General features: G+C 34.0%; 21 protein-coding genes and 1 tRNA gene. 14 read left to right on the top strand and 8 right to left on the bottom strand.

Annotation, left to right across the window (positions count from 1 at the left end):
* Positions 1-107 precede the first annotated feature (107 nt).
* The 6 genes from BC952_RS13260 to BC952_RS13285 all read left to right on the top strand — a co-directional run bounded on the left by BC952_RS13260 (position 108) and on the right by BC952_RS13285 (position 7,010).
* On the top strand, positions 108-563 hold the full coding sequence (locus tag BC952_RS13260; protein ID WP_121366101.1) for a DUF4870 domain-containing protein: 456 nt from the start codon (positions 108-110) through the stop codon (positions 561-563).
* A 198-nt stretch (positions 564-761) separates the two neighbouring features.
* Complete coding sequence (locus tag BC952_RS13265; RefSeq protein WP_073210148.1) at positions 762-1,091, top strand: PadR family transcriptional regulator; 330 nt, start codon at positions 762-764, stop codon at positions 1,089-1,091.
* Positions 1,092-1,096: 5 nt separating this feature from the next.
* On the top strand, positions 1,097-2,821 hold the full coding sequence (locus tag BC952_RS13270; RefSeq protein WP_121366102.1) for a PspC domain-containing protein: 1,725 nt from the start codon (positions 1,097-1,099) through the stop codon (positions 2,819-2,821).
* 2 nt (positions 2,822-2,823) lie between these two features.
* Complete coding sequence (locus BC952_RS13275) at positions 2,824-3,564, top strand: head GIN domain-containing protein (protein ID WP_121366103.1); 741 nt, start codon at positions 2,824-2,826, stop codon at positions 3,562-3,564.
* A 226-nt stretch (positions 3,565-3,790) separates the two neighbouring features.
* Complete coding sequence (locus BC952_RS13280) at positions 3,791-6,058, top strand: M1 family metallopeptidase (protein ID WP_121366104.1); 2,268 nt, start codon at positions 3,791-3,793, stop codon at positions 6,056-6,058.
* A gap of 118 nt (positions 6,059-6,176) precedes the next feature.
* Positions 6,177-7,010: a GIN domain-containing protein gene (locus BC952_RS13285; RefSeq protein WP_121366105.1), complete on the top strand. Its 834-nt coding sequence runs from the start codon at positions 6,177-6,179 to the stop codon at positions 7,008-7,010.
* A 120-nt stretch (positions 7,011-7,130) separates the two neighbouring features.
* Here the strand turns inward: BC952_RS13285 and trxB are convergent, their stop codons facing one another.
* Together trxB and BC952_RS13295 are read right to left on the bottom strand one after the other, a co-directional pair.
* Positions 7,131-8,078 (bottom strand): thioredoxin-disulfide reductase, encoded by a 948-nt coding sequence (gene trxB / locus BC952_RS13290; RefSeq protein ID WP_121366106.1) that lies wholly within the window; start codon positions 8,076-8,078, stop codon positions 7,131-7,133.
* Positions 8,079-8,208: 130 nt separating this feature from the next.
* Positions 8,209-8,283: transfer RNA gene (locus BC952_RS13295), tRNA-Pro, on the bottom strand.
* Positions 8,284-8,701: 418 nt separating this feature from the next.
* Between BC952_RS13295 and BC952_RS13300 the strand changes: the two genes are divergently transcribed.
* The 7 genes from BC952_RS13300 (at position 8,702) to BC952_RS13330 (ending at position 14,180) form a co-directional block, all read left to right on the top strand.
* The gene (locus BC952_RS13300; protein ID WP_121366107.1) at positions 8,702-9,466 is read left to right on the top strand and encodes a ParA family protein; all 765 of its coding nucleotides are present in this window, start codon (positions 8,702-8,704) and stop codon (positions 9,464-9,466) included.
* A 7-nt stretch (positions 9,467-9,473) separates the two neighbouring features.
* On the top strand, positions 9,474-10,373 hold the full coding sequence (locus BC952_RS13305; protein WP_121366108.1) for a ParB/RepB/Spo0J family partition protein: 900 nt from the start codon (positions 9,474-9,476) through the stop codon (positions 10,371-10,373).
* Positions 10,373-10,933: a DUF5683 domain-containing protein gene (locus BC952_RS13310; RefSeq protein WP_121366109.1), complete on the top strand. Its 561-nt coding sequence runs from the start codon at positions 10,373-10,375 to the stop codon at positions 10,931-10,933. The genes BC952_RS13305 and BC952_RS13310 overlap by 1 nt, the downstream gene beginning before the upstream one ends.
* Positions 10,934-10,965: 32 nt before the next feature.
* Positions 10,966-11,166 carry a hypothetical protein gene (locus BC952_RS13315; protein WP_121366110.1) on the top strand — a complete coding sequence of 67 codons (201 nt, stop codon included), beginning with the start codon at positions 10,966-10,968 and terminating at the stop codon, positions 11,164-11,166.
* Between the two features lie 4 nt (positions 11,167-11,170).
* Positions 11,171-11,872 (top strand): 4-hydroxy-tetrahydrodipicolinate reductase, encoded by a 702-nt coding sequence (gene dapB / locus BC952_RS13320; protein WP_121366111.1) that lies wholly within the window; start codon positions 11,171-11,173, stop codon positions 11,870-11,872.
* 58 nt (positions 11,873-11,930) lie between these two features.
* Positions 11,931-13,484 carry a signal peptidase I gene (lepB, locus tag BC952_RS13325; RefSeq protein WP_121366112.1) on the top strand — a complete coding sequence of 518 codons (1,554 nt, stop codon included), beginning with the start codon at positions 11,931-11,933 and terminating at the stop codon, positions 13,482-13,484.
* Between the two features lie 69 nt (positions 13,485-13,553).
* On the top strand, positions 13,554-14,180 hold the full coding sequence (locus BC952_RS13330; RefSeq protein ID WP_121366113.1) for a WbqC family protein: 627 nt from the start codon (positions 13,554-13,556) through the stop codon (positions 14,178-14,180).
* 14 nt (positions 14,181-14,194) lie between these two features.
* On the opposite strand, the gene BC952_RS13335 is transcribed toward BC952_RS13330, so the two are convergent.
* The 6 genes from BC952_RS13335 to BC952_RS13360 all read right to left on the bottom strand — a co-directional run bounded on the left by BC952_RS13335 (position 14,195) and on the right by BC952_RS13360 (position 20,405).
* A complete protein-coding gene (locus tag BC952_RS13335) occupies positions 14,195-15,241 on the bottom strand; it encodes an endonuclease/exonuclease/phosphatase family protein (RefSeq protein ID WP_121366114.1) in 1,047 nt (348 codons plus the stop codon).
* A gap of 46 nt (positions 15,242-15,287) precedes the next feature.
* Entirely contained in the window at positions 15,288-16,157 is an 870-nt protein-coding gene (locus tag BC952_RS13340; RefSeq protein WP_121366115.1) for a rhomboid family protein, read from the bottom strand.
* Between the two features lie 61 nt (positions 16,158-16,218).
* Positions 16,219-16,965, bottom strand: coding sequence for a rhomboid family intramembrane serine protease (locus tag BC952_RS13345; protein ID WP_121366116.1), 747 nt, complete (start codon positions 16,963-16,965; stop codon positions 16,219-16,221).
* Complete coding sequence (mutL, locus tag BC952_RS13350; protein WP_121366117.1) at positions 16,962-18,803, bottom strand: DNA mismatch repair endonuclease MutL; 1,842 nt, start codon at positions 18,801-18,803, stop codon at positions 16,962-16,964. Before mutL ends, BC952_RS13345 begins: the two co-directional genes overlap by 4 nt.
* A gap of 163 nt (positions 18,804-18,966) precedes the next feature.
* A complete protein-coding gene (ribH, locus tag BC952_RS13355; protein WP_091171676.1) occupies positions 18,967-19,539 on the bottom strand; it encodes a 6,7-dimethyl-8-ribityllumazine synthase in 573 nt (190 codons plus the stop codon).
* Between the two features lie 92 nt (positions 19,540-19,631).
* A complete protein-coding gene (locus tag BC952_RS13360; RefSeq protein ID WP_121366118.1) occupies positions 19,632-20,405 on the bottom strand; it encodes a tetratricopeptide repeat protein in 774 nt (257 codons plus the stop codon).
* A 232-nt stretch (positions 20,406-20,637) separates the two neighbouring features.
* On the opposite strand from BC952_RS13360, the gene recF reads away from it, so the two are divergent.
* Positions 20,638-21,717, top strand: a complete 1,080-nt coding sequence (gene recF / locus BC952_RS13365; RefSeq protein WP_121366119.1) for a DNA replication/repair protein RecF — start codon at positions 20,638-20,640, stop codon at positions 21,715-21,717.
* The last annotated feature ends 60 nt before the right edge of the window (positions 21,718-21,777 follow it).

The following is a 21,777-nucleotide window of genomic DNA, read 5'->3' on the forward strand; positions in this document are numbered from 1 at the left end:
CGAAACAAGATACTGTCTTTTAGACATATATTTGCATAAGAAATTACTAGGTAGCACATTTAGTAATCATCCTGAAAAGTTTTAATCATCATCAAAATCAAAAAAAAATGGAAACAACTACTGAAAAAAATATTGCAACATTTACACATTTGAGTACATTGACTCAATATTTCATTCCTTTTGGAAATTATATTTTTCCAATAATTCTATGGAGTAGCAAAAAAGAGGAATCTGAATTTGTAGATCACAACGGAAAGCAAGTCCTGAATTTTCAATTAAGTTTATTACTGTACTCTTTAGTACTGATTATGATTGCAATTCCTTCGTTTATTATTTCGGTGTTTAAGGACACTTCATTTGAAACATTAGTACATCATCATGACATTACGCTTTCAAATTTCAACTTTGAAAATAATATTGGAATGTTAACAGTTGGATTAATTTGTGTTTTGCTTTTTGGACTTTTGAAAGTGGCTGAATTCTTTTTGATTATTTACGCTTCAATCAAAACATCAAATGGAGAAAAATATAAATATCCAATAACAATTCCGTTCATTAAATAAGGAAGCAATCAGATTAAAAGAGAATAGACGTAATAGGTAAAGCGAACGAACTAGCCTTGATTGCAATGGAAAGCAGGAATAAGCTCCAAAAAATAAAAAGAGTATCAGGCAATACCAGATTGCTTCGTTCCTCGCAATGACAAATCATCAATCAAAAAATGAACTATTTAATCAACACAAAATCAAAAAAAAGAAATTATGAACATTGAAAACACAAAAGCCCAGATGCGAAAAGGTGTTCTCGAGTTTTGCATCCTATCTGTTTTAAAAGAAAAAGATGCCTATACATCGGAAATACTGGACACTTTAAAAAATGCAAAATTATTAGTGGTGGAGGGAACCATTTATCCGCTGCTAACACGACTAAAAAATGATGGATTACTGAACTACCGTTGGGAAGAATCCACCTCAGGACCACCAAGAAAATATTACGGTCTAACCGAAATAGGACAAACTTTTTTAAATGAACTAAATGGTACTTGGACTGAATTATCCGATGCCGTAAACCTAATAACCAACCAAAAATAATAGTCATGAACAAAACTGTAAATATAAACCTAGGCGGAATGTTTTTTCATATCGATGAAGATGCATACCAAAAAATGACACGCTACTTTGACGCTATAAAACGTTCTTTATCCAATTCATCAGGACACGATGAGATTATTAAGGACATTGAAATGCGTGTTTCGGAATTATTGAATGAAAAGCAAAAAACCGACAAATATGTTATTGGTTTAAAAGACGTAGATGAAGTGATTGCTGTCATGGGACAACCGGAAGATTACATCATTGAAGATGAATTGAAAGGAACCAATTCCTATAGTAACAATACAAATCGAAGAACAAAAAAACTATACCGTGACAGGGAAAAAGGGATGATTAGCGGTGTTTCAGCAGGATTAGGACATTACTTTGGGATTGATGCTGTATGGATCAGAATCGCACTTATTTTATTAGTTTTTGCTGGATTTGGAACTGGAATTCTGATCTACATCATTCTTTGGATTGTTACTCCTGAAGCGGTCACTACATCAGAGAAACTGGAAATGACAGGAGAACCTGTTACCATTTCAAACATTGAAAAAAAAGTCCGTGAGGAATTTGAAAATGTTTCTGATAAAATAAAAAATGCTGATTATGACAAATATGGAAATCAAATAAAAACGGGAGCAGAAAAATTGGGAAGTTCTTTTGGAGATTTTATCATAACAGTTTTCAAGATTTTCGCAAAATTCTTAGGAGTGATTTTAATAATTACCGGAATAACAGTATTATTTTTTCTGCTAGTAGGTATTTTCACATTAGGATCTGGATTATTTATTGATTTTCCTTGGCAAGGTTTTATAGAAGCTGGTAATTTCACGGATTATCCTATCTGGGCTTTTGGACTTTTGATGTTCTTTGCTGTTGGAATTCCTTTCTTTTTCCTTTCTTTATTAGGGTTCAAGCTTTTAGCTCCAAATATGAAATCTATTGGGAATATTGCAAAATACACGTTGTTAGCACTTTGGTTAATTGCGGTTTCAATAGCGATATCAATTGGAATAAAACAAGCCAGTGCGTTTGCGGTTGACGGACGAGTGGTTAAGAAAGAAATTATTACTTTGAATCCAAATGACACGCTGTTCATCAAATTCAGACACAATGATTATTTTGCTAAAAATGTTGATGACCGCACTGATTTCACAGTAACCCAAGATTCTACAGGAACTGATGTCATTTATTCTAATGAGGTTAGTTTTAAAATAGAAAATACAGATGAAAAACAACCTTACATCCAAATTGAAAAAGAGGCAAGCGGAAAATCATTATCAGAAGCCAAAAAAAGAGCCGAAAAAATTAAATATGCTTATAAAATAATTGGAAATCAATTAATTTTAGACAACTATTTAGTAACCGATTTAAAAAACAAATACAGAGATCAGGAAATTGAAATAACGTTATTTTTACCTAAAGGGACTTTGATAAAACCAGATGCTTCCATGAGACATTATGATCGTACTGATGGAGATTACTTCTTATGGAATCCAGATTCCAACAACGACATCTACAGAGTTGAAGATAATAAAATAAAATGCTTAAATTGTCCTGCTGATGAAAATGAATATAACGATAATGAAAACGACAGTACTGAAACGTCAGTTACCATAAATGAAGACGGGGTTTCTGTAACAAATGACACTTTGATTAATTCAAAAAATAACATTAAAGAATTAAAAATAAATAAAGACGGTATCATCATTAAAACGAATTAGTTATGTTAAAAATCATCACGTTAATCACAAAATTCATTCTGGTTGCCTTAACAGCTTTGTTATTCGCTTCGTGCAACCACTCCATTAATTTGAATTCAATAGAAGGAAGTGGCAACATAACCACGGAGAAACGCACTGTTGAAGGTAATTTCAAAAGCATAGAAGTCAACAATTCCATTGACCTTGTCATAGAACAATCAGATAAAATGGAAATAGTGGTTGAAGCTGATGATAATTTGCAAAAACACATCACTACCAAAGTTGAAAATGGAACTCTTGTTATTTCATTTGATAAAAATTCTTTTTCAAATGCAGGTTCTAAAAAAGTAACGGTAAAAATGCCTGTAATTGATGAATTAGAAGCGACAAGCAGCGCAACAATCACGAGCAAGAATACACTGAAAGGCGAAAATATAAGATTGAATACGTCCAGTGGAGCAACTATTGATATAAGTATCGAATCGGATACGATTACGTGTGATTCCAGCAGTGGAAGTAGCATCACCATCAATGGAAAAGCATTAAAGATGGAAACAACCGCATCAAGTGGAAGCGAAATTAATGCTACAAAATTACTAGCCAACGAAATAACAGCTGATGTTTCCAGTGGTGCCTCTATAAATGTTCACCCAATTGTGAGCTTACTTGCCGAGGCTTCCAGTGGTGGTGAAATAAGCTACGACATACAGCCAAAATCGATTCAAAAGAAAACGAGTTCAGGAGGAACTATTAGCCAAGAATAGAATCCTAATTTTACTTAAAGCAAAAAAACATCCACCAATCATGGGTGTTTTTTTTGACCTAATTTTATCAAAAAAGAATAATTAACCCGCTATTTATTACAAAAAAATTAATATGAATTTACAATTAACATCTTTTGCAAACCACTAAAACATAATAAAGCAAAATCACTAAATAGTGAATCATAAAACTGCACTTTTAAAATCATCAATCAAAATCAATCAAATCATGAAAAAAAAATTCTTCAAAGCTTCAGCCTATTTAGCTTTATTTTTCGGAGTCACATCGCTACAGGCACAACAAAATCCAGTTGCTGTCCCATCAAACAAGTTAATCTCAAAGTATAATTATCATGATACTTTTGGCCCTAATTTCTATACTAAAAACGGGACTGATTCGCATTCAGCAAGTGGTCAACCCGGAGCAAAGTACTGGCAAAACAGGGCTGACTACCAATTGACTGCTGTATTAAATGAAAAAAACAATGAAATCATTGGTTCCGAAATTTTAACGTACACCAATAATAGTCCTGATAAAATTTCATTTTTATGGATGAATGTCGATCAAAATTTATTTAAAAATGATTCTCGTGGGAAAGCTATAATCCCAATAACTGGTAGTCGCAATGGAGACAAAGGACAAGTTTTTGACGGTGGCCATAAAATAAAATCGATCAAAATAGTTACTGGTAAAAATGGAAAAACTGTTGAAACTGAAGCTAAATTTCAAATAATCGATACGCGAATGCAAGTTTTTCTTCCTCAGGATTTGAATCCAAACGGAGGAAGTATTAAACTTAAAATTGATTTTTCATTTATTTCTCCAGACTTTGGTTCAGACAGAATGGGCGTTTTACAAACTAAAAACGGCAAAATATTTACCATGGCGCAATGGTATCCAAGAATGTGTGTTTATGATGATGTAAAAGGTTGGAATACCTTGCCTTATTTAGGCGCAGGTGAATTCTATCTTGAGTTTGGTGACTTTGATATCAACATCACTGCTCCAGCAAATCATATCGTAGTTAGCTCCGGTGAATTAATGAATCCTTCTGAGGTATACACCGCTGAACAACAAAAACGTTGGACAACAGCTTCAAAAAGTGACAAAACAGTAATAATTCGTTCTGCAGAAGAAGTAACGAATATTGCTTCAAGACCTACCGGAAAATCCACATTGAACTGGCATTTTAAAATAAAAAATGCTCGTGATGTTTCCTGGGCATCTTCAGCAGCATTTATCATTGATGCCGCAAAAATCAATTTGCCAAATGGTAAAAAATCATTAGCCATTTCAGCATATCCTGTGGAAAGCGCGGGTCAAGATGCTTGGAGCCGTGCAACGGAATACACAAAATCATCTGTTGAAAATTATTCTAAAAGATGGTTCGAATATCCTTATCCTGCAGCAACCAATGTAGCTGGAAACCAAGGCGGAATGGAATATCCAGCAATTGTTTTTTGTGATTGGCAATCAAAAGACAGAGAGTTATGGAGAGTTACGGATCATGAATTTGGGCATGGGTGGTTTCCCATGATTGTGGGCTCTAACGAACGCTTATTTGCTTGGATGGACGAAGGATTTAATACTTTTATCAACTCACTGAGCGCCGAGGATTTTAACAACGGAGAATACAAATCGAAACCAAAAGACATGCAAAGAATGTCTAAAAGATTCACCAATCCGAAATTAGAACCCATTATGACCGCTCCTGACGGGATGAAAGAGGGCAGTTTAGGATTATTAGCTTATGAAAAACCATCATCAGGATTAATTATGTTGCGTGAGCAAGTGCTAGGCAAAGAACGTTTTGATAAAGCCTTTAGAGTGTATACGGAACGTTGGGCTTTTAAACATCCAACGCCTGATGATTTTTTCAGAACTATGGAAAATGTTTCCGGAGAAGATTTAAATTGGTTTTGGAGATCATGGTTTGTAAACAATTGGAGTTTAGATCAAGGGATTACGAAAATCAAATATTTAAAAAATGACCCGAAATTAGGAGCACTTATTTATATTGAAAATTTGGAAAAAATGGCTATGCCTGTGGTATTAGAAATTAAAACCAAAAGCGGAATTACTAACCGTGTACAACTCCCTGTAGAAATCTGGCAACGCAATACGAATTGGGTATTTAGAAATGCTTCAACGGAAGAGATTGAATCGATTACTATAGATCCAGACCACGCTTTCCCTGATATTAATCCTGCAAATAACGTTTGGAGTTCAGACAAAAGTGAATTGGAAAAAGCAGTAATTTTAGATAGCTATCTTGGTAGTTTTTCCAGCAAACAAATTCCGGTAGAAATTATTTTAACGGAGGATAATGGAAATCTTACAGCAAATGCAACAGGACAACCGACACTTACTTTTGACTCAATCAGTAAAGACAAATTTAGTTTTGAACCAGCAGGAATTGAAATTCATTTCAATGAGGCTAAAAATGAATTTACATTTAAAGTAAATGGTCAAGAATTCTTGTTTACCAAGGTATAAAGAAAATACGTTAAGAAAGAAGTTGTCCATAAATAAAATCATTTTACTAAAATAAAGAAATCATCCATCACAAGTGGATGATTTCTTTATATTTGTGTAGACTCTAATCCAAATGACTATGAAAAAATATACAGTAATACTCCTACTCCTTTTATCAACTACATTAAGTTTCGCACAGAAAAAGGAAAAAGTCAAAGGTTCAAAAACAGTTACTGTTGAGCTAAGAGAAATTGGTCCTTTCGAAAGTCTTGAAATAGAGGACAATCTTGAAGTATATTTAGAAAGAGGTGATAAAAACGAAATCAAAATTGAAGCCGACGAAAATCTTCAAGACCTTATTACTTTAGATTTAAAGGATAAAACACTTCGCATTTACACCTCAAAACATGCAGTCAATTATAAAAAACTGATTATAAGAGTAACCTATACCAATGATTTAAATCTGGTAACTTCAAAAAATGAAACGACAATAAACGCAATACAAGAGATTTTATTAGAGAACATAACCTTTAAATCTCATGATTATTCCCAACTTTTTTTGAATGTCAATGCGAAAAACTTCATACTACAGGCTGATGACAAATCAAAAACGGAACTTAATTTAAAGTCCGAAAACACAAGTATAGAAATGAGTAAAAATGCTACACTTAAAGCTTTAGTCAGTACAATAGATTTGAAAGTGGATTTGTACCAAAAAGCTACTGCAACTATCGAAGGTACTGCAACTAATGCTATAATACGATTGGACAACAACTCGGAATTAACAGGGAATAAATTAACTATAAAAAATATTGATGTTACCGCAGAAAGTTATTCCAATTGCAGTGTAAATGCGACAACAACAGTCATTATAGACGCTGCAAATAAATCAGAAATCCAACTTGTGGGCGCCCCAAAAATTGAAATCAGAAGATTTGCCGATGAAGCAAAATTGATAAAAAAGTTGAAATAATCCTATCCCTGACTCTCGGGTAGGGAAAAAAACTGGATTGATACTGTATAATAAGGAACAAAAAGTCCCACTTGCCAAAGCAACTGGGACTTTTTTTATATTGAAATTTTCTAACTAAGATTATTCTTTAGCAGCCAAATATCTTTCGGCATCAAGAGCGGCCATACAACCTGTTCCAGCTGCTGTTATCGCTTGACGATACACATGATCCGCAGCATCACCCGCTACAAAAACGCCATCAACATTGGTCTTTGAAGTTCCTGGAGTATTGATAATATATCCTGTTTCGTCTAATGTGATATACTCTTTGAAAATATCTGTATTGGGTTTGTGACCAATAGCCACGAAGAAACCAGTTGCAGGAATATCAAAAACTTCATTAGTAGTTTTATTTAAAGCCTTTACCCCAGTAACCACTTGTTCGTCCCCTAATACTTCAACAGTATCGTGATTCATCAATATAGTAATATTCTCTGTTTTGCGAACGCGCTCTTCCATGATCTTAGAAGCTCTGAATTTTTCGCTACGCACTAGCATTGTTACTTTTTTACAAAGTTTGGATAAATAGTGTGCTTCTTCACAAGCTGAATCTCCAGCCCCAACAATTACGACTTCTTGATTTCTATAGAAAAAACCGTCACAAACAGCACATGCTGATACACCACCACCCATTTTTAAATAATGTTGTTCTGATGGCATCCCTAAATATTTAGCCGATGCTCCGGTAGAAATAATTACAGTTTCACAATGCAATTCTTTAGTATCATTGATCCATACTTTATGGATATCCCCCGAAAAATCCACTTTAGTAGCCCAACCATCACGCACGTCAGTTCCAAAACGTTGTGCTTGTGCTTGTAACCCCACCATCATTTCTGGACCAGTTATTCCCTCTGGATTACCAGGCCAGTTTTCTACTTCATTAGTAGTTGTTAGCTGCCCACCAGGCTGCATTCCTTGGTATAAAACAGGATTCATGTTTGCTCTAGCGGCATATATTGCTGCAGTATAACCTGCTGGACCAGAACCTATAATAAGACATTTAATTTTTTCGATTGTATCAGACATAACAAGTGTGGATTATAATTTTTAACAGTGCAAAAATAAGATATAATTAATGTATTACAGAACCTGAATAATCAGTTTTTGTTATTCTACAATAAAAAAATCCCTTCTGTAGATACAGAAAGGATTTTTGTCGGGGTGGCAGGATTCGAACCTGCGGCCTCCTGCTCCCAAAGCAGGCGCGATAACCGAGCTACGCTACACCCCGTAAGCGGGTGCAAATATAGTACTATTTTTGGCTTATGCAAAAATATTGCAGAAATAAGAACTAAATTTATTTCTTGCGAAAATAACTTCAGAAATTTAAATTAATTTACTTTTCAAAGCATTATTCAACTACAACTCCCCTAGCCCAGATGGCAGTGAAAAGCTTCACCGAGCTGCTCCCGATTTTTTCTTGACAGAAAAGAGCGACCAAAGGAAGCTCCTTTTATGGCTTTAGAAAAAACTGGGAGCAGCTCAAGAACTTGAAGCGCACAGCTGGAATAGCTCCTATGCAATAGAATCCATTTTAAAAATGAGAATTGTCAAACTGCCACTAATCAGTCTTTAACAAATGTTAACAAAATAGATTTTCAAAAACCATAAATAATTGTATTTTTACGGTTCAAAATTTAGAAAAATAAATGGGCAAAATCATCGCGATTGCTAATCAAAAAGGTGGAGTTGGTAAGACTACAACGTCAGTAAATCTTGCTGCTTCATTAGGGGTTTTAGAAAAAAAAGTATTATTAATCGATGCCGATCCTCAGGCAAATGCCACCTCTGGCTTGGGAATTGATGTTGAAACTATCGAAATAGGAACCTATCAAATTCTCGAACATAGTCACACTCCAAAAGAGGCTGTCATAAAATGTTCTGCACCAAATGTTGATGTTATTCCATCGCATATTGATCTTGTTGCCATAGAAATCGAATTGGTTGATAAGGAAAACAGAGAATATATGCTCAAAAAAGCATTGGAAAGTATCAAAGATGAATACGACTTCATTATAATCGACTGCGCTCCTTCACTTGGTCTACTTACATTGAATGCTTTGACTGCCGCTGATTCCGTAATTATTCCTATTCAATGTGAGTATTTTGCATTAGAAGGTTTAGGGAAATTATTAAATACAATAAAGAGTATCCAAAAAATTCACAATCCTGATTTAGACATTGAAGGATTATTATTAACCATGTTTGATTCCAGACTGCGTTTATCAAACCAGGTTGTTGAGGAAGTTCAAAAACACTTCAACGATATGGTTTTTGATACCATTATCCAACGAAATGTGAAGTTAAGTGAAGCACCAAGTTTTGGTGAAAGTATCATTAATTATGATGCTACAAGCAAAGGAGCAATCAACTACTTGCATCTCGCTCAAGAAATTATAAAGAAAAATAGCTAAATTAGTTATGGCACAAGCAATAAAAAAACAAGCCTTAGGAAGAGGATTATCGGCATTATTAAAAGATCCGGAAAACGACATTAAATCAGTTAATGATAAAAATGCGGATAAAGTTGTAGGAAATATTATTGAGCTTGAAATAAATGCGATTGAAATAAATCCGTTCCAACCAAGAAGCAATTTCAATGAAGAATCATTGAGAGAATTAGCTACTTCAATTAAAGAATTAGGAGTAATTCAACCCATTACAGTACGTAAATTAGATTTCAATAAATACCAATTAATTTCCGGGGAGCGTCGTCTTCGTGCGTCGACTCTTGTAGGATTGACAACTGTTCCCGCTTACATTCGTATCGCAAATGATAACGAGTCACTGGTTATGGCCTTGGTTGAAAATATTCAGCGTCATGATTTAGATCCAATTGAAATTGCACTTTCGTACCAACGCTTGATTGACGAAATTCAATTGACACAGGAACAAATGAGTGAGCGTGTAGGAAAAAAACGTTCTACGATTGCCAATTATTTGAGACTTTTAAAACTGGATCCAATTATCCAAACCGGTATTCGTGATGGCTTCATCAGTATGGGTCATGGTCGTGCAATAATAAATGTTGAAGACTTAGATATTCAAACCGATATTTATCAAAAAATCGTTAGTCAAAACCTATCCGTTCGTGATACCGAAGCATTGGTAAAAAACTACCAGGAAAGCTTAAAACCTAAACCTGCGGGTAAACCAAAAGCGGCATCGTTTGAAGTTGCAGATGCTCAGAAAAGCACTTTTACAAATTATTTCGGAACTAAAGTTGATGTAAAAGTAGCCGGAAACGGTAAGGGGAAAATCACTATTCCATTCCACTCTGAAGAAGATTTCAACAGAATCATTAAACTAATAAACGGATAGTGTACAAAATCATTTTCATCGGTCTGTTCCTTTTTATTTTAGGAAACAATACTATTTTTGGGCAATCGAAAACAGAGGCGGTGCTGATAGCTAAAGATACTTTGAAATCGAATGATATTGATCCGCTAACGCCGGCAAAAGCTGCTTTTTATTCGGCAGTTTTACCGGGACTGGGTCAAGCTTACAATAAGAAATACTGGAAGATACCGCTCGTGTATGGTGCCTTGGGAACAAGTATTTATTTTTATATCGATAATAATAAAAAATACCATCAATACAGAGACGCTTACAAAAGTAGACTGGAAGGCTACACCACTGATGACTTAGCTTTCCTGGACAACAACCGTTTGATTGCAGGACAGAAATTTTACCAACGCAACCGCGATTTATCCGCTTTAATTACAGTAGCATTTTACGCTTTGAATATTCTAGACGCCAATGTAGATGCTGCTTTAATTCAATTTAATGTGGATGAAAACTTATCTGTAAGACCTGTTCTTTATCCAAATGATGTAACATTAAAGACTAATGTAGGACTAACTTTTAATTATAGTTTCTAGTTTAAAAGATTAAATAAAGAAAACAAATCAGTATGTCATTAATCAATAGAATTGGGAAGAAATATTTTTTTATTGGAACTACAATTTTATTACTAATCACTTTAGTAAATTATTCCGAAAATAAAACGTTCGATCCAATCCGAATGAACTCCTTCTTTTCAGGATTCATTGCGGGATTTTTAATAGCATTATTGCTTGCAGGTCTCGTTAATTATTCGAAATTTAAAAAATAAACAAATGAAAATTGCGCTTTTAGGATACGGAAAAATGGGCCAGGTAATTGAAAGAATTGCGATGGAAAGAGGCCATGAAATCGTTTTGAAAAAAGACGAGACTAATTCTTTTGAAGGTCTTTCAAATGCTGATGTGGCGATTGATTTCAGTGTTCCGACAGCAGCCGTGAGTAATATCTCCAGTTGTTTTCATGCAAATGTCCCTGTAATTTCAGGTACAACTGGCTGGTTAGAACATTATGATGAAATAGCGACACTTTGCGCAGCAAAAAACGGTGGATTTATCTCTAGTTCCAACTTTAGTTTAGGGGTAAATATTTTCTTTGAACTTAATGACTATTTAGCTAAAATAATGTCAAAATTTGACAGTTATAAAGTAGAAATGGAAGAAATTCATCATACCCAAAAACTGGATGCCCCAAGTGGCACTGCTATTTCATTAGCCAAAGGTATCATAGAAAATAGTTCATACACCGATTGGACCATAGAAAACCCCGAACAAAACCAGATTCATATTGAATCCAAAAGGATTGGGACTGTGCCGGGCACTCATACCGTAACTTACAACTCTTCAGTAGATGCAATAGAAATTAAACATACGGCTCACAATCGAGAGGGTTTTGCTCTAGGAGCCATAATTGCAGCAGAATGGATTGTGGGTAAGCAAGGTATTTTCACAATGAAAGATGTTTTAAATTTAAAATAAACTTTATAAAGTTTAAGGTCCTATTAAAGTACTTTAACTTAACTCTAAACAAAAATTTATGTCAGTATATCAATGGTTTGTTTTTTTTCTGATTGTCCAAATAATTCACTTTTTAGGAACATGGAAATTATATGAAAGTGCAGGAAGAAAACGATGGGAAGCAGCCATTCCTGTTTATAATGCGATCGTTTTAATGAAAATTATCGGTCGCCCTACATGGTGGACGATTTTATTATTTATTCCCATTATCAATTTAATCATCTTTCCGGTTATCTGGGTAGAAACGTTACGAAGTTTTGGAAAACGATCTGGATTAGATACATTTTTAGTACTAATAACCTTGGGCTTGTATCTGTATTATATCAATTATACACAACAATTAAATTACATTTCTGATAGAAGTTTAAGCCCACAAAACAAAGCTGCTGACACCATTAGTTCTTTACTTTTTGCTATTGTTGTAGCTACAATCGTGCACACTTATTTTATTCAACCGTACACAATTCCAACTCCTTCATTGGAAAAATCATTATTGGTAGGGGATTTTTTATTTGTGAGCAAAATGAACTATGGTGCGAGAGTTCCCATGACTACCGTAGCTTTACCAATGGTGCATGACTCCATTCCTTTGACAAAAAGCAAATCTTACATGACTTGGCCTCAATTACCTTATATGAGATTACCAGGAATTCAAAATATAAAACGTACTGATATTGTAGTGTTCAACTGGCCGGTGGATACTGTTTACAGGTTTTTTGATACTTCAAAAAGACGCGCTTACAAACCTGTCGACAAGAAATCGAATTACGTAAAGAGATGTGTTGGAATTCCGGGAGATAATTTATCCATAAAAGACGGGATGGTTTATATCGATGGAAAACTGTTACAATTACCTGAAAGAGCTAAACCTCAATTCTCCTATAAAGTGGCCTTGGACGGAAAAACACCAATCGATTTTGAAACTCTATTTAAAGATTTAGATGTGACGGATCCAGCCGGCTTTATGGATCAGACCAAAAGAGACACACTTTTCATGAGTGCCTTGACCGAAGCCGGAGCAGAGAGATTGAAAAACACACCTGGCATAACTGCCGTCATCCGACAAATATCAAAAGAAGTTGATAATGGAGTCTTCCCGCATATCAATAAATGGAATCGTGATAATTATGGACCTGTTTATATTCCAGAACAAGGAAAAACAGTTGCTTTAACTATGGAAACATTGCCTTTTTACAAAGCAATCATTACGGATTATGAGAACAATGATTTAAAAACTAACGGTTCAGAGATTAGAATTAATGGTGAAATTGCCAATACGTATACTTTCAAGCAAAACTATTACTGGATGATGGGGGATAACCGTCACAACTCCGAGGATAGCCGTTATTGGGGATTTGTTCCTCAAAACCACATTGTAGGAAAACCTATTTTTATATGGCTAAGTATCGATCCTAATGGAAAAGGAATAAATAAAATTCGTTGGGACAGAGTTTTCACAACAGTTAGCGGTGAAGGTCAGCCTCAATCTTATTTCAAATTATTTTTACTTGGATTGGTTATCTTTTTCGTAGGAGATTATTTTTGGAAAAAAAGAAAAGAGCAAAAAGTTTAAATAAAAAATGTTTAAAGTTTAAGGTTTAAAGTTTACTGAGCCTTAAACTTTAAACCTTAAACTATCAATATGAATACCATATTACATCCCTCCTATTTTCCGTCGATAAGTCACTTTGCAGCGATTGCACAATCCGAAAGCATAACTTTTGAAGTAGAAGATAACTTTCAAAAACAGACCAATCGCAACCGAACTTATATTTATTCTCCTAACGGGATTCAGCTATTGAATATCCCTGTAAAACATTCGAAAGAAAGCCATCAAAAAACAAAAGACATCAAAATTGAAACTGATTTTGACTGGCAAAAGCAACATTTCAAATCTCTTGAAGCTGCATACAGAAGCTCCCCCTTTTTTGAATTCTTTGAAGATGATATCCGAATAATTTTCGAAAAAAAATATGATTTTTTATTGGATTTAAATTTTGAAACTTTAGCTATTGTGACTAAATGTTTTAGGATGAAATTAGAATTTGATACCACATCAGAATACTTTCATGACGTAGATATAATTAAAACGATGGACTTCAGGTATTTGATAAATGGAAAAAAAGATCCATCCATTTTTGAAAGCTACAAACAGGTTTTTGATGACAAATATGGCTTTATAAACAATCTGAGTGTTTTAGATTTATTATTTAACGAAGGGAAATATGCTATGGATTACTTAAAAAAACAAACTTTAATTATAAAGTAATTTTCATAGTCTACTTATTCGTAAGACAATCTTGCCATAATGGGAAAATGATCTGAGTTAATAAATTTCGGGAAATTTTCAAATTTCTTAACGGTCATTTTTTCATCAACAAAAATATAGTCAATTCTAGCAGGATAATACCTAAATTTATACGTCTCTCCAAAACCTTTTCCCGCTTCCTCGAAACTATCTTTCATCTTACCTTTTATACTTCGATAAACATACGAAAAAGCACTATTATTCATGTCTCCGCAAATAATAGTTGGGTAAATACATTTCATTTTATGCTCTTTGAACAATTCTGCTTGTTGCTGTTGTTGCTTGAACGCTTTACTTATTCTGATGAAAAGCATTTGTGATTTTTGCTGATTTATAGCATCAATATTCTCGTCAATCTCGTTCACATCAGGAGAAATCTTGATAGACTGCAAATGCATATTGTAAACTCTGATAATATCTTTCCCTTTTTTGATATCTGCAAATACAACATTATTGCTGGAATTAGGAAAAATTATATTTCCCTGATCGATAATTGGAAACTTAGAAAAAATTGCCTGACCGGTTCTGATTTGGTTTCCATCGGTAAAAATATACCGATGCGGATACACTTTCAAATCAATATCGGCAGAAGGAGAATACTCTTGCATGCATAAAATATCGGGGTTTTTATCATTGATGAAAGCTAAAATATCCGAAGGAACATCATCTCTGTCGATCCACCTGAATACATTCAATAACCGAACATTATAACTCATGACGGTAAAATCTTTTTCTTCTTTAGAAAATTTAGGAGACGAAAACTTGTAAAATTTATTTATAAAAGTGATTCCTATCAATAAAACCAAACCCGATACAATCAATTGCTTTTTGAATTGGAATGCCCAATAAATAAAAAACAGCGCATTGAAAACAAAAAAAAGTGGCATAAAAAGTGTCAAAACAGACAAAAGCGGAAATGATTTTGGCGCTAAAAAAGGCAAAACATAGGCAATAAAAGTGACAAGTGTAAGAACAATGTTCAAAAGAAACATTCCTTTATTAAACCATGAAAGATTTTTCATTTACTATATTTTTATTTTGGCAAACTATTAAAAGACCTGTAGTTATTTATTTACCTACTTTAAACAAGAATTCTTTTTCTTCTTTCGTCAAACTATCATAACCCGACTGACTGATTTTATCTAAAATCTCATCGATTTGTTGTTGCGATTTATCCTTTGTAACTATTTTCGAAATATTTTTCTCTACCGGTTTTTGGTAGTTTTTATGTACTTTTTTAAATGGAGTTGATGGATTTTTCTTAAATATATTGGCAAAAAAATCTAAAACAAGAGATACTATTTTACTTAAATCTGTTCCATTTTGAAGCAATTTAATAAAAATAAAACCAAATAAAGCACCTGCAAGATGAGAAATATGTCCGCCCATGTTCCCGGAACGCAACTGCATCAAATCCACAATAATAATAACGGCAGTTACATGCCATAATTTCACATTTCCAATAATTAATAATCGAAGATTCATCAAAGGATAATACGTAGTAGTGGCGACTAAAATAGCCATAATCGCAGCAGAGGCGCCTACAATTGGAGCATTTATATTTAAAAGATAGAACACCAGAATATAACTAATTCCAGCAAAAATGGCACTCAACACATACAAGCCTAGCAATTGCTTAGACGTAAAATACGTCATAAATAATCTACCCGAGAAATTCAAAATAATCATATTAAAAACGATATGCATGATTCCACTGTGAAAAAAAGCATACGAAAGCAACGACCAAGGTTTCCAAAGCAAATGTGCCGGATTAGAAGACAAACTCACATAATGCATATAATCGATATCGACACCCAATAAAGATAATAGAGTAAAAAACAACCACGGAAGAACAAACAAAGCCACATTCCAAAAGATTAGCTGAGTCACTATTCCTCCCATTTTGTATTGTAATTTCAGGTCGTCAATAATATTCATAATTTAAATTGGGATTTAAGAGCTGATATTTAGGTCGTAGTACTTTAAAAGTGGTTAGATTTTAATTCCAACGATTTTGATTAAACTGGTTTTTCTTCCAATACCACATAATAATAAAACCGAAGAAAGCACCGCCAACGTGCGCAAAATGGGCAATTCCACCACCACCAAAAATTGATTTTCCAGAAATTCCTAAATACAAATCGACTAAGACTAAGCCAGGAACAAAGTACTTAGCCTTTATTGGAACAGGAATAAACATTAAAGCCAATTCAGCATTAGGAAACATAAAAGCAAACGCTACAATAATACCATAAATTGCCCCCGACGCACCAACAGCAGTTCCCATAAATGCACTTGTAAAATTTTGAAAATCTGAAGTTGACAAAATCTCCTGCCATCTTGTATCGATTTTACCCTCATTTAAAAGTTGTAAAATCTCCTGTTTTTCAAATCCATTGCCAATAAGTGTATTCAAGCTATCTTGAAAATAGTAATAATTAACTCCGGTATGCAACAAGGCAGCTCCTAATCCACACGAAATGTAGAAAAACAAAAACTTCTTGCTTCCCCACATTTGCTCTAAAGCAGATCCAAAAGAATACAAGGCAAACATATTGAAAAAAATATGCATGAAACCACCATGCATAAACATATGCGTCAGCGGTTGCCAAAGTTGAAAATCTGAATTTTCCGGGAAATACAATGCCAGTATTTTATAGGCAACATCACCTATTACCAGAGTTCCTACAAAAAACAATACGTTGATTATAATTAATTGTTTTACGGTTTCAGTTACGTTTCTCATATTGCAAATTTTTTATCTAAGTCTTCCACACGCATGGTGATGAAAGTGGGTTTATGAAATGGGGAAACATTTGGGTCTTTACAGGCAAAAAGTCCGTTTACCAAATTTTCCTGTTCTTTTTCTGAAAGGTGAGTTCCAGTTTTCACGGCCAAACTTTTGGCCATGGATTTAGCAATAGTATCATTCTGGCTGAAACTACTTTCGGGAATTCCGTCTTGCAAATCACTTAATAATTGTTCTAAAACCAATGGAACTTCACTTTCCGTGACATTTACAGGTATTCCAGAAATAACGATATGATCAATATTATTTTCTTCAAAAACAAATCCAGTGTTCATCAACGAAAGTTGCAACTCACCAATAAGTTCCATTTCGCTTGACGAATAAAACAAGTTCAAAGGAAATAACAATTGCTGACTTGAAGCCTGATGAACGGTCATATTAATCAAAAACTGTTCGTACAAAACGCGTTGGTGCGCCCGTTGCTGATCCACAATTACCATTCCTGATTTTATCGAAGAAACAATGTATTTCTTATGAATTTGATATGTTTTATGAACAGAATGCTCTACTTCTTCATCATTAAACAAAGACGAAGTTACCTCTTCATTCTCAAAAGTCATCTGTCCTATTTCATCCGTATCTTGTTTTAAACCAACATAAAGACTTTCCCAATTAGCCGTTGGTTCCGGTTTTCTATAACTGGAAAATTGTTTGCTTGGTTTTTCTTCAGAGAAAGGATTGAAGTTACCATCAACTTGAATTGTTGGTGTTTCTCCGGTTAAATCTTTGTAGTGATACGGCGTATCTAAATTAGAATCGCGATCAAAATCCAAAACTGGAGCCACATTAAACTGACCCAAACTATGTTTTATAGAAGCTCTTAAAATAGCATACAATGCATGCTCGTCATCAAACTTGATCTCCGTTTTAGTGGGATGAATGTTAATATCAATGGTATTTGGCGGCACCGTTAAATATAAAAAATAACTGGGCTGAGCACCGTCTTTCAAGATTCCATCATAGGCGGCCATAACAGCATGATGCAAATAACCGCTTTTTATAAATCGGTCATTGACAAAGAAAAACTGTTCACCACGATTCTTTTTGGCAAATTCAGGTTTGCTGACAAATCCTTGAATGGCCACTATTTCTGTTTCTTCCTCAACGGGTATTAATTTTTCATTGGTTTTACCCGAAAAAACATTGACAATTCGTTGTCGCAAAGTAAAAGGCGGCAAATTGAACATTTCACTACCATTATGATAAAACGTAAAATGTATTTTTGGGTGAGCCAAAGCCACACGCTGAAACTCATCAATCACATGACGGTATTCCACAGTATCTGATTTGAGGAAATTGCGTCGCGCCGGAATATTAAAAAATAAATTTTTAACGGCAAAAGAAGTTCCTTTTGGCAAAACAGCAACATCTTGGGACACGAACTTACTACCCTCAATAATAATATGTGTTCCCAACTCCTCTTGCTCTTGCTTGGTTTTCATTTCTACGTGCGCAATCGCGGCAATAGACGCCAAAGCTTCTCCTCGGAAACCTTTTGTATCTAAAGAAAATAAATCTTCTGCCTGACGAATTTTAGAAGTGGCATGACGCTCAAAACACAAACGAGCATCGGTTACACTCATTCCCAAACCATTATCAATTACTTGCACCAATGCTTTTCCTGCATCTTTAATAATTAACTTGATATCTGTAGCCCTGGCATCCACTGCATTTTCAAGCAGTTCTTTAACAACTGAAGCTGGTCTTTGAACGACTTCTCCAGCAGCAATTTGATTGGCAACATGATCAGGAAGTAATTGAATTATACTCGACATTAAAAAATTTATTTGATGTTTAAGGTTTAAAGTCTATAAAACCAAGAAATACAAATTTAATGAATTTCTATTGGGAATGGTAGCTTATTTAATCATAAAAAAAACAAAAAACCTATACTATTTACGAGACAGTATAGGTTTTTAAATTATTTATTTTAAATTTTTATTCTTCTAATTCCAAAGGCAAATTTTCAATTTGTAATGCACCGGAAGACAACAATTGTTGGTTATTAAATTGATGACTAAGAGAAGCCTGCTGACGAATATAAGCCATCTTTATGGCAGCAATTGCAGCTTCAGTTCCTTTATTTCCGTGAATTCCTCCACTTCTATCAATAGATTGCTGCATTGTGTTATCCGTTAGAACACAAAAAATAACCGGAATATCCGTTTGAACATTCAAGTCTTTAATACCTTGCGTTACACCTTCGCATACAAAATCAAAATGTTTGGTTTGCCCTTGAATGACACATCCAATAGCGATTACAGCATCAACATTTTGAGTTTGCAACATTTTTTTGGATCCATAAATAAGTTCAAAGCTTCCAGGAACATTCCAACGTAAAATATTTTCAGCTGGAACTTCGTTCTCTAATAGTGTTTTGAATGCACCATCAAAAAGTCCTTCAGTAATTGTCTCATTCCATTCAGCAACAACAATTCCAAAACGAAAATTTTTCGCATCTGGAACAGCGTTTTTGTCGTACTCGGATAAATTTTTATTTTCGGTAGCCATTTGATTTTAAAGTTTTCATTTCAGACATTAAAGGTAGAATTTTCAAATCAAAAATCTACAATCTTAAATCAGTAATCTTAAATCATTTTTTACTATTGCGCTAATCCTATCAAAACGTCAACTGAAGCAGCTTCTGGAGTTCCTTCATAATTTTCTTTAATATCTGTAAAATATTTCAATGCATCCGCTTTATTTCCAAGAGCCAAAGCCGTTTTTCCAGCTTTCAATAAGAAACGTGGCGTTGTGAAATCATTTTTATTTGATTCAGCAGCTTTTACGTAATTCTCTAAAGCTTCTTTCGGCTGATTTTTTTGAGAATAAGCATCTCCAATTGCTCCTTTTGCTAAAGCGCCTAAAACAATATCATCTGATTTAAATTTGCTTAAGTAATCAATAGCTTCAGTATATTTTCCTGTGTTCAAATACGCAATACCCGCATAATAGTTTGCTAAATTCCCTGCATCAGTTCCAGAATATTCATCAGCAATTTTTAAGAATCCAAATTTTCCTTCTGAACCATTCAAAGACAACTTATATAATGAGTCACTTGCAATACCATCAGTTGCTTTTTGAAAATTTTGTTGTGAAACAAACATTTCATTTGCTGCTTCATCTTGTTGTGGAGCTGCAATAAATCTTTGGTATGCTAAATATCCAATCGTAAAGATGGCGGCAGCGGCAACTAACCCAATAATGATTTTTTGATTTTTGGCAACCCAATCCTCTGTTATTGTAGCGGTTTCATCTAATTTTGAAAACACTTCTGCTGTTGTGCTATCCTTATCATCTACAATTACCGTTTCAACTCCGTCTTTTACTTCTTTTTCTTTTGGTGCTTTATATCCTCTTTTATTGTAAGTAGCCATTTATTTTTAATTTAGTGAGTCGCAAAAATAAAATTTTTATTCAAACCCACACAAAAAATATGCTTTTATATTCAAAAAAAATATCATTGGGTATTCTTTCTTTCCAAAGGCAAAATAATCAACATAGAAAAAATGGAAAAGTCATTTTTATCGATATTTTTCAATAATTTGCACCCACTTTGAAAAACCTGTTCAAAAACAGCAAAGTTCTCAATACCAGCAAGCCTTACCCATGTATTTAAAAAAAATTTCACTATTTAATTATAAGAATTTCTCCGAAGCAAATTTCGATTTTGACAGCAAAATAAATTGTTTTGTAGGCAAAAACGGTATTGGCAAAACGAATGTACTCGATGCAATCTACCATTTATCGTACGGAAAAAGCTATTTCAATCCATTAGCTGTTCAAAATATTAAACACGGAGAGGAATTCTTTGTAATTGATGCTGAATTTGAAAAGAACGAAAGAACGGAACAAATCGTCTGCAGTCTTAAAAAAGGCCAAAAAAAAATATTGAAACGCAACGGCAAAGCGTATGATAAGTTTTCGGATCATATTGGGTTTATTCCATTGGTGATTATTTCTCCAGCTGACAGGGATTTGATTGTGGAAGGCAGCGAAACCAGACGAAAATTCATGGACAGCGTCATTTCGCAACTGGATCCCCATTATTTACAGCAACTCATTCAATACCAGAAAGTAATGAGCCAGCGTAATGCATTACTAAAATATTTTGCGTTGAATCATGTTTTTGAAAACGACACCTTATCTATATATAATGAGCAACTTAATGGTTTTGGAAACTATATTTTCGAAAAAAGAAAAGAATTTATTGACCAGTTCATTCCTATTTTCAACACGCATCATCAAGCCATAACCGGCTCACAAGAAACCGTTCAACTGGTGTATGAAAGTAATTTATTCGAAAAAGACCTGTTGACGCTTTTACAGGAAAACATCAATAAAGACCGTGCTTTACATTATACCAGTGTGGGAATTCATAAAGATGATTTAGCCTTTGAAATTGATGAACATCCAATAAAGAAATTTGGATCACAAGGACAACAAAAATCATATTTAATCGCTTTAAAACTGGCACAATTTGAATTTTTAAAAAAACAAAGCGGTGTAAAACCAATTCTGTTATTTGATGATATTTTTGACAAATTAGACGAAAGTCGGGTGGCCAAAATAATCGAAATGGTCAACAGCGATACTTTTGGACAACTCTTTATTTCAGATACGCATCCGGAGCGCACGGAAGTTATTGTAAAATCGACTCATCAGAGCTATAAAATTTTTAACTTATAACTTTTATTTAATAGTTTTTATAGCGTTCAAAAATCGAAAAAAAACTAATTTAGCCTATTC

The organism is Flavobacterium limicola (assembly GCF_003634755.1).
Lineage (GTDB): Bacteria > Bacteroidota > Bacteroidia > Flavobacteriales > Flavobacteriaceae > Flavobacterium > Flavobacterium limicola.

Coding starts and splice junctions, on each gene's coding strand:
- BC952_RS13345 (WP_121366116.1), bottom strand. CDS start 16,965: ATGAGAAACGTAACTGAAACCGTAAAACAATTAATTATAATCAACGTA.
- BC952_RS13335 (WP_121366114.1), bottom strand. CDS start 15,241: ATGAAAAATCTTTCATGGTTTAATAAAGGAATGTTTCTTTTGAACATT.
- BC952_RS13315 (WP_121366110.1), top strand. CDS start 10,966: ATGTCATTAATCAATAGAATTGGGAAGAAATATTTTTTTATTGGAACT.
- trxB (WP_121366106.1), bottom strand. CDS start 8,078: ATGTCTGATACAATCGAAAAAATTAAATGTCTTATTATAGGTTCTGGT.
- BC952_RS13280 (WP_121366104.1), top strand. CDS start 3,791: ATGAAAAAAAAATTCTTCAAAGCTTCAGCCTATTTAGCTTTATTTTTC.
- ribH (WP_091171676.1), bottom strand. CDS start 19,539: ATGGCTACCGAAAATAAAAATTTATCCGAGTACGACAAAAACGCTGTT.
- BC952_RS13260 (WP_121366101.1), top strand. CDS start 108: ATGGAAACAACTACTGAAAAAAATATTGCAACATTTACACATTTGAGT.
- BC952_RS13340 (WP_121366115.1), bottom strand. CDS start 16,157: ATGAATATTATTGACGACCTGAAATTACAATACAAAATGGGAGGAATA.
- BC952_RS13300 (WP_121366107.1), top strand. CDS start 8,702: ATGGGCAAAATCATCGCGATTGCTAATCAAAAAGGTGGAGTTGGTAAG.
- BC952_RS13275 (WP_121366103.1), top strand. CDS start 2,824: ATGTTAAAAATCATCACGTTAATCACAAAATTCATTCTGGTTGCCTTA.
- BC952_RS13360 (WP_121366118.1), bottom strand. CDS start 20,405: ATGGCTACTTACAATAAAAGAGGATATAAAGCACCAAAAGAAAAAGAA.
- BC952_RS13270 (WP_121366102.1), top strand. CDS start 1,097: ATGAACAAAACTGTAAATATAAACCTAGGCGGAATGTTTTTTCATATC.
- BC952_RS13265 (WP_073210148.1), top strand. CDS start 762: ATGAACATTGAAAACACAAAAGCCCAGATGCGAAAAGGTGTTCTCGAG.
- lepB (WP_121366112.1), top strand. CDS start 11,931: ATGTCAGTATATCAATGGTTTGTTTTTTTTCTGATTGTCCAAATAATT.
- BC952_RS13305 (WP_121366108.1), top strand. CDS start 9,474: ATGGCACAAGCAATAAAAAAACAAGCCTTAGGAAGAGGATTATCGGCA.
- recF (WP_121366119.1), top strand. CDS start 20,638: ATGTATTTAAAAAAAATTTCACTATTTAATTATAAGAATTTCTCCGAA.
- mutL (WP_121366117.1), bottom strand. CDS start 18,803: ATGTCGAGTATAATTCAATTACTTCCTGATCATGTTGCCAATCAAATT.
- BC952_RS13285 (WP_121366105.1), top strand. CDS start 6,177: ATGAAAAAATATACAGTAATACTCCTACTCCTTTTATCAACTACATTA.
- BC952_RS13330 (WP_121366113.1), top strand. CDS start 13,554: ATGAATACCATATTACATCCCTCCTATTTTCCGTCGATAAGTCACTTT.
- dapB (WP_121366111.1), top strand. CDS start 11,171: ATGAAAATTGCGCTTTTAGGATACGGAAAAATGGGCCAGGTAATTGAA.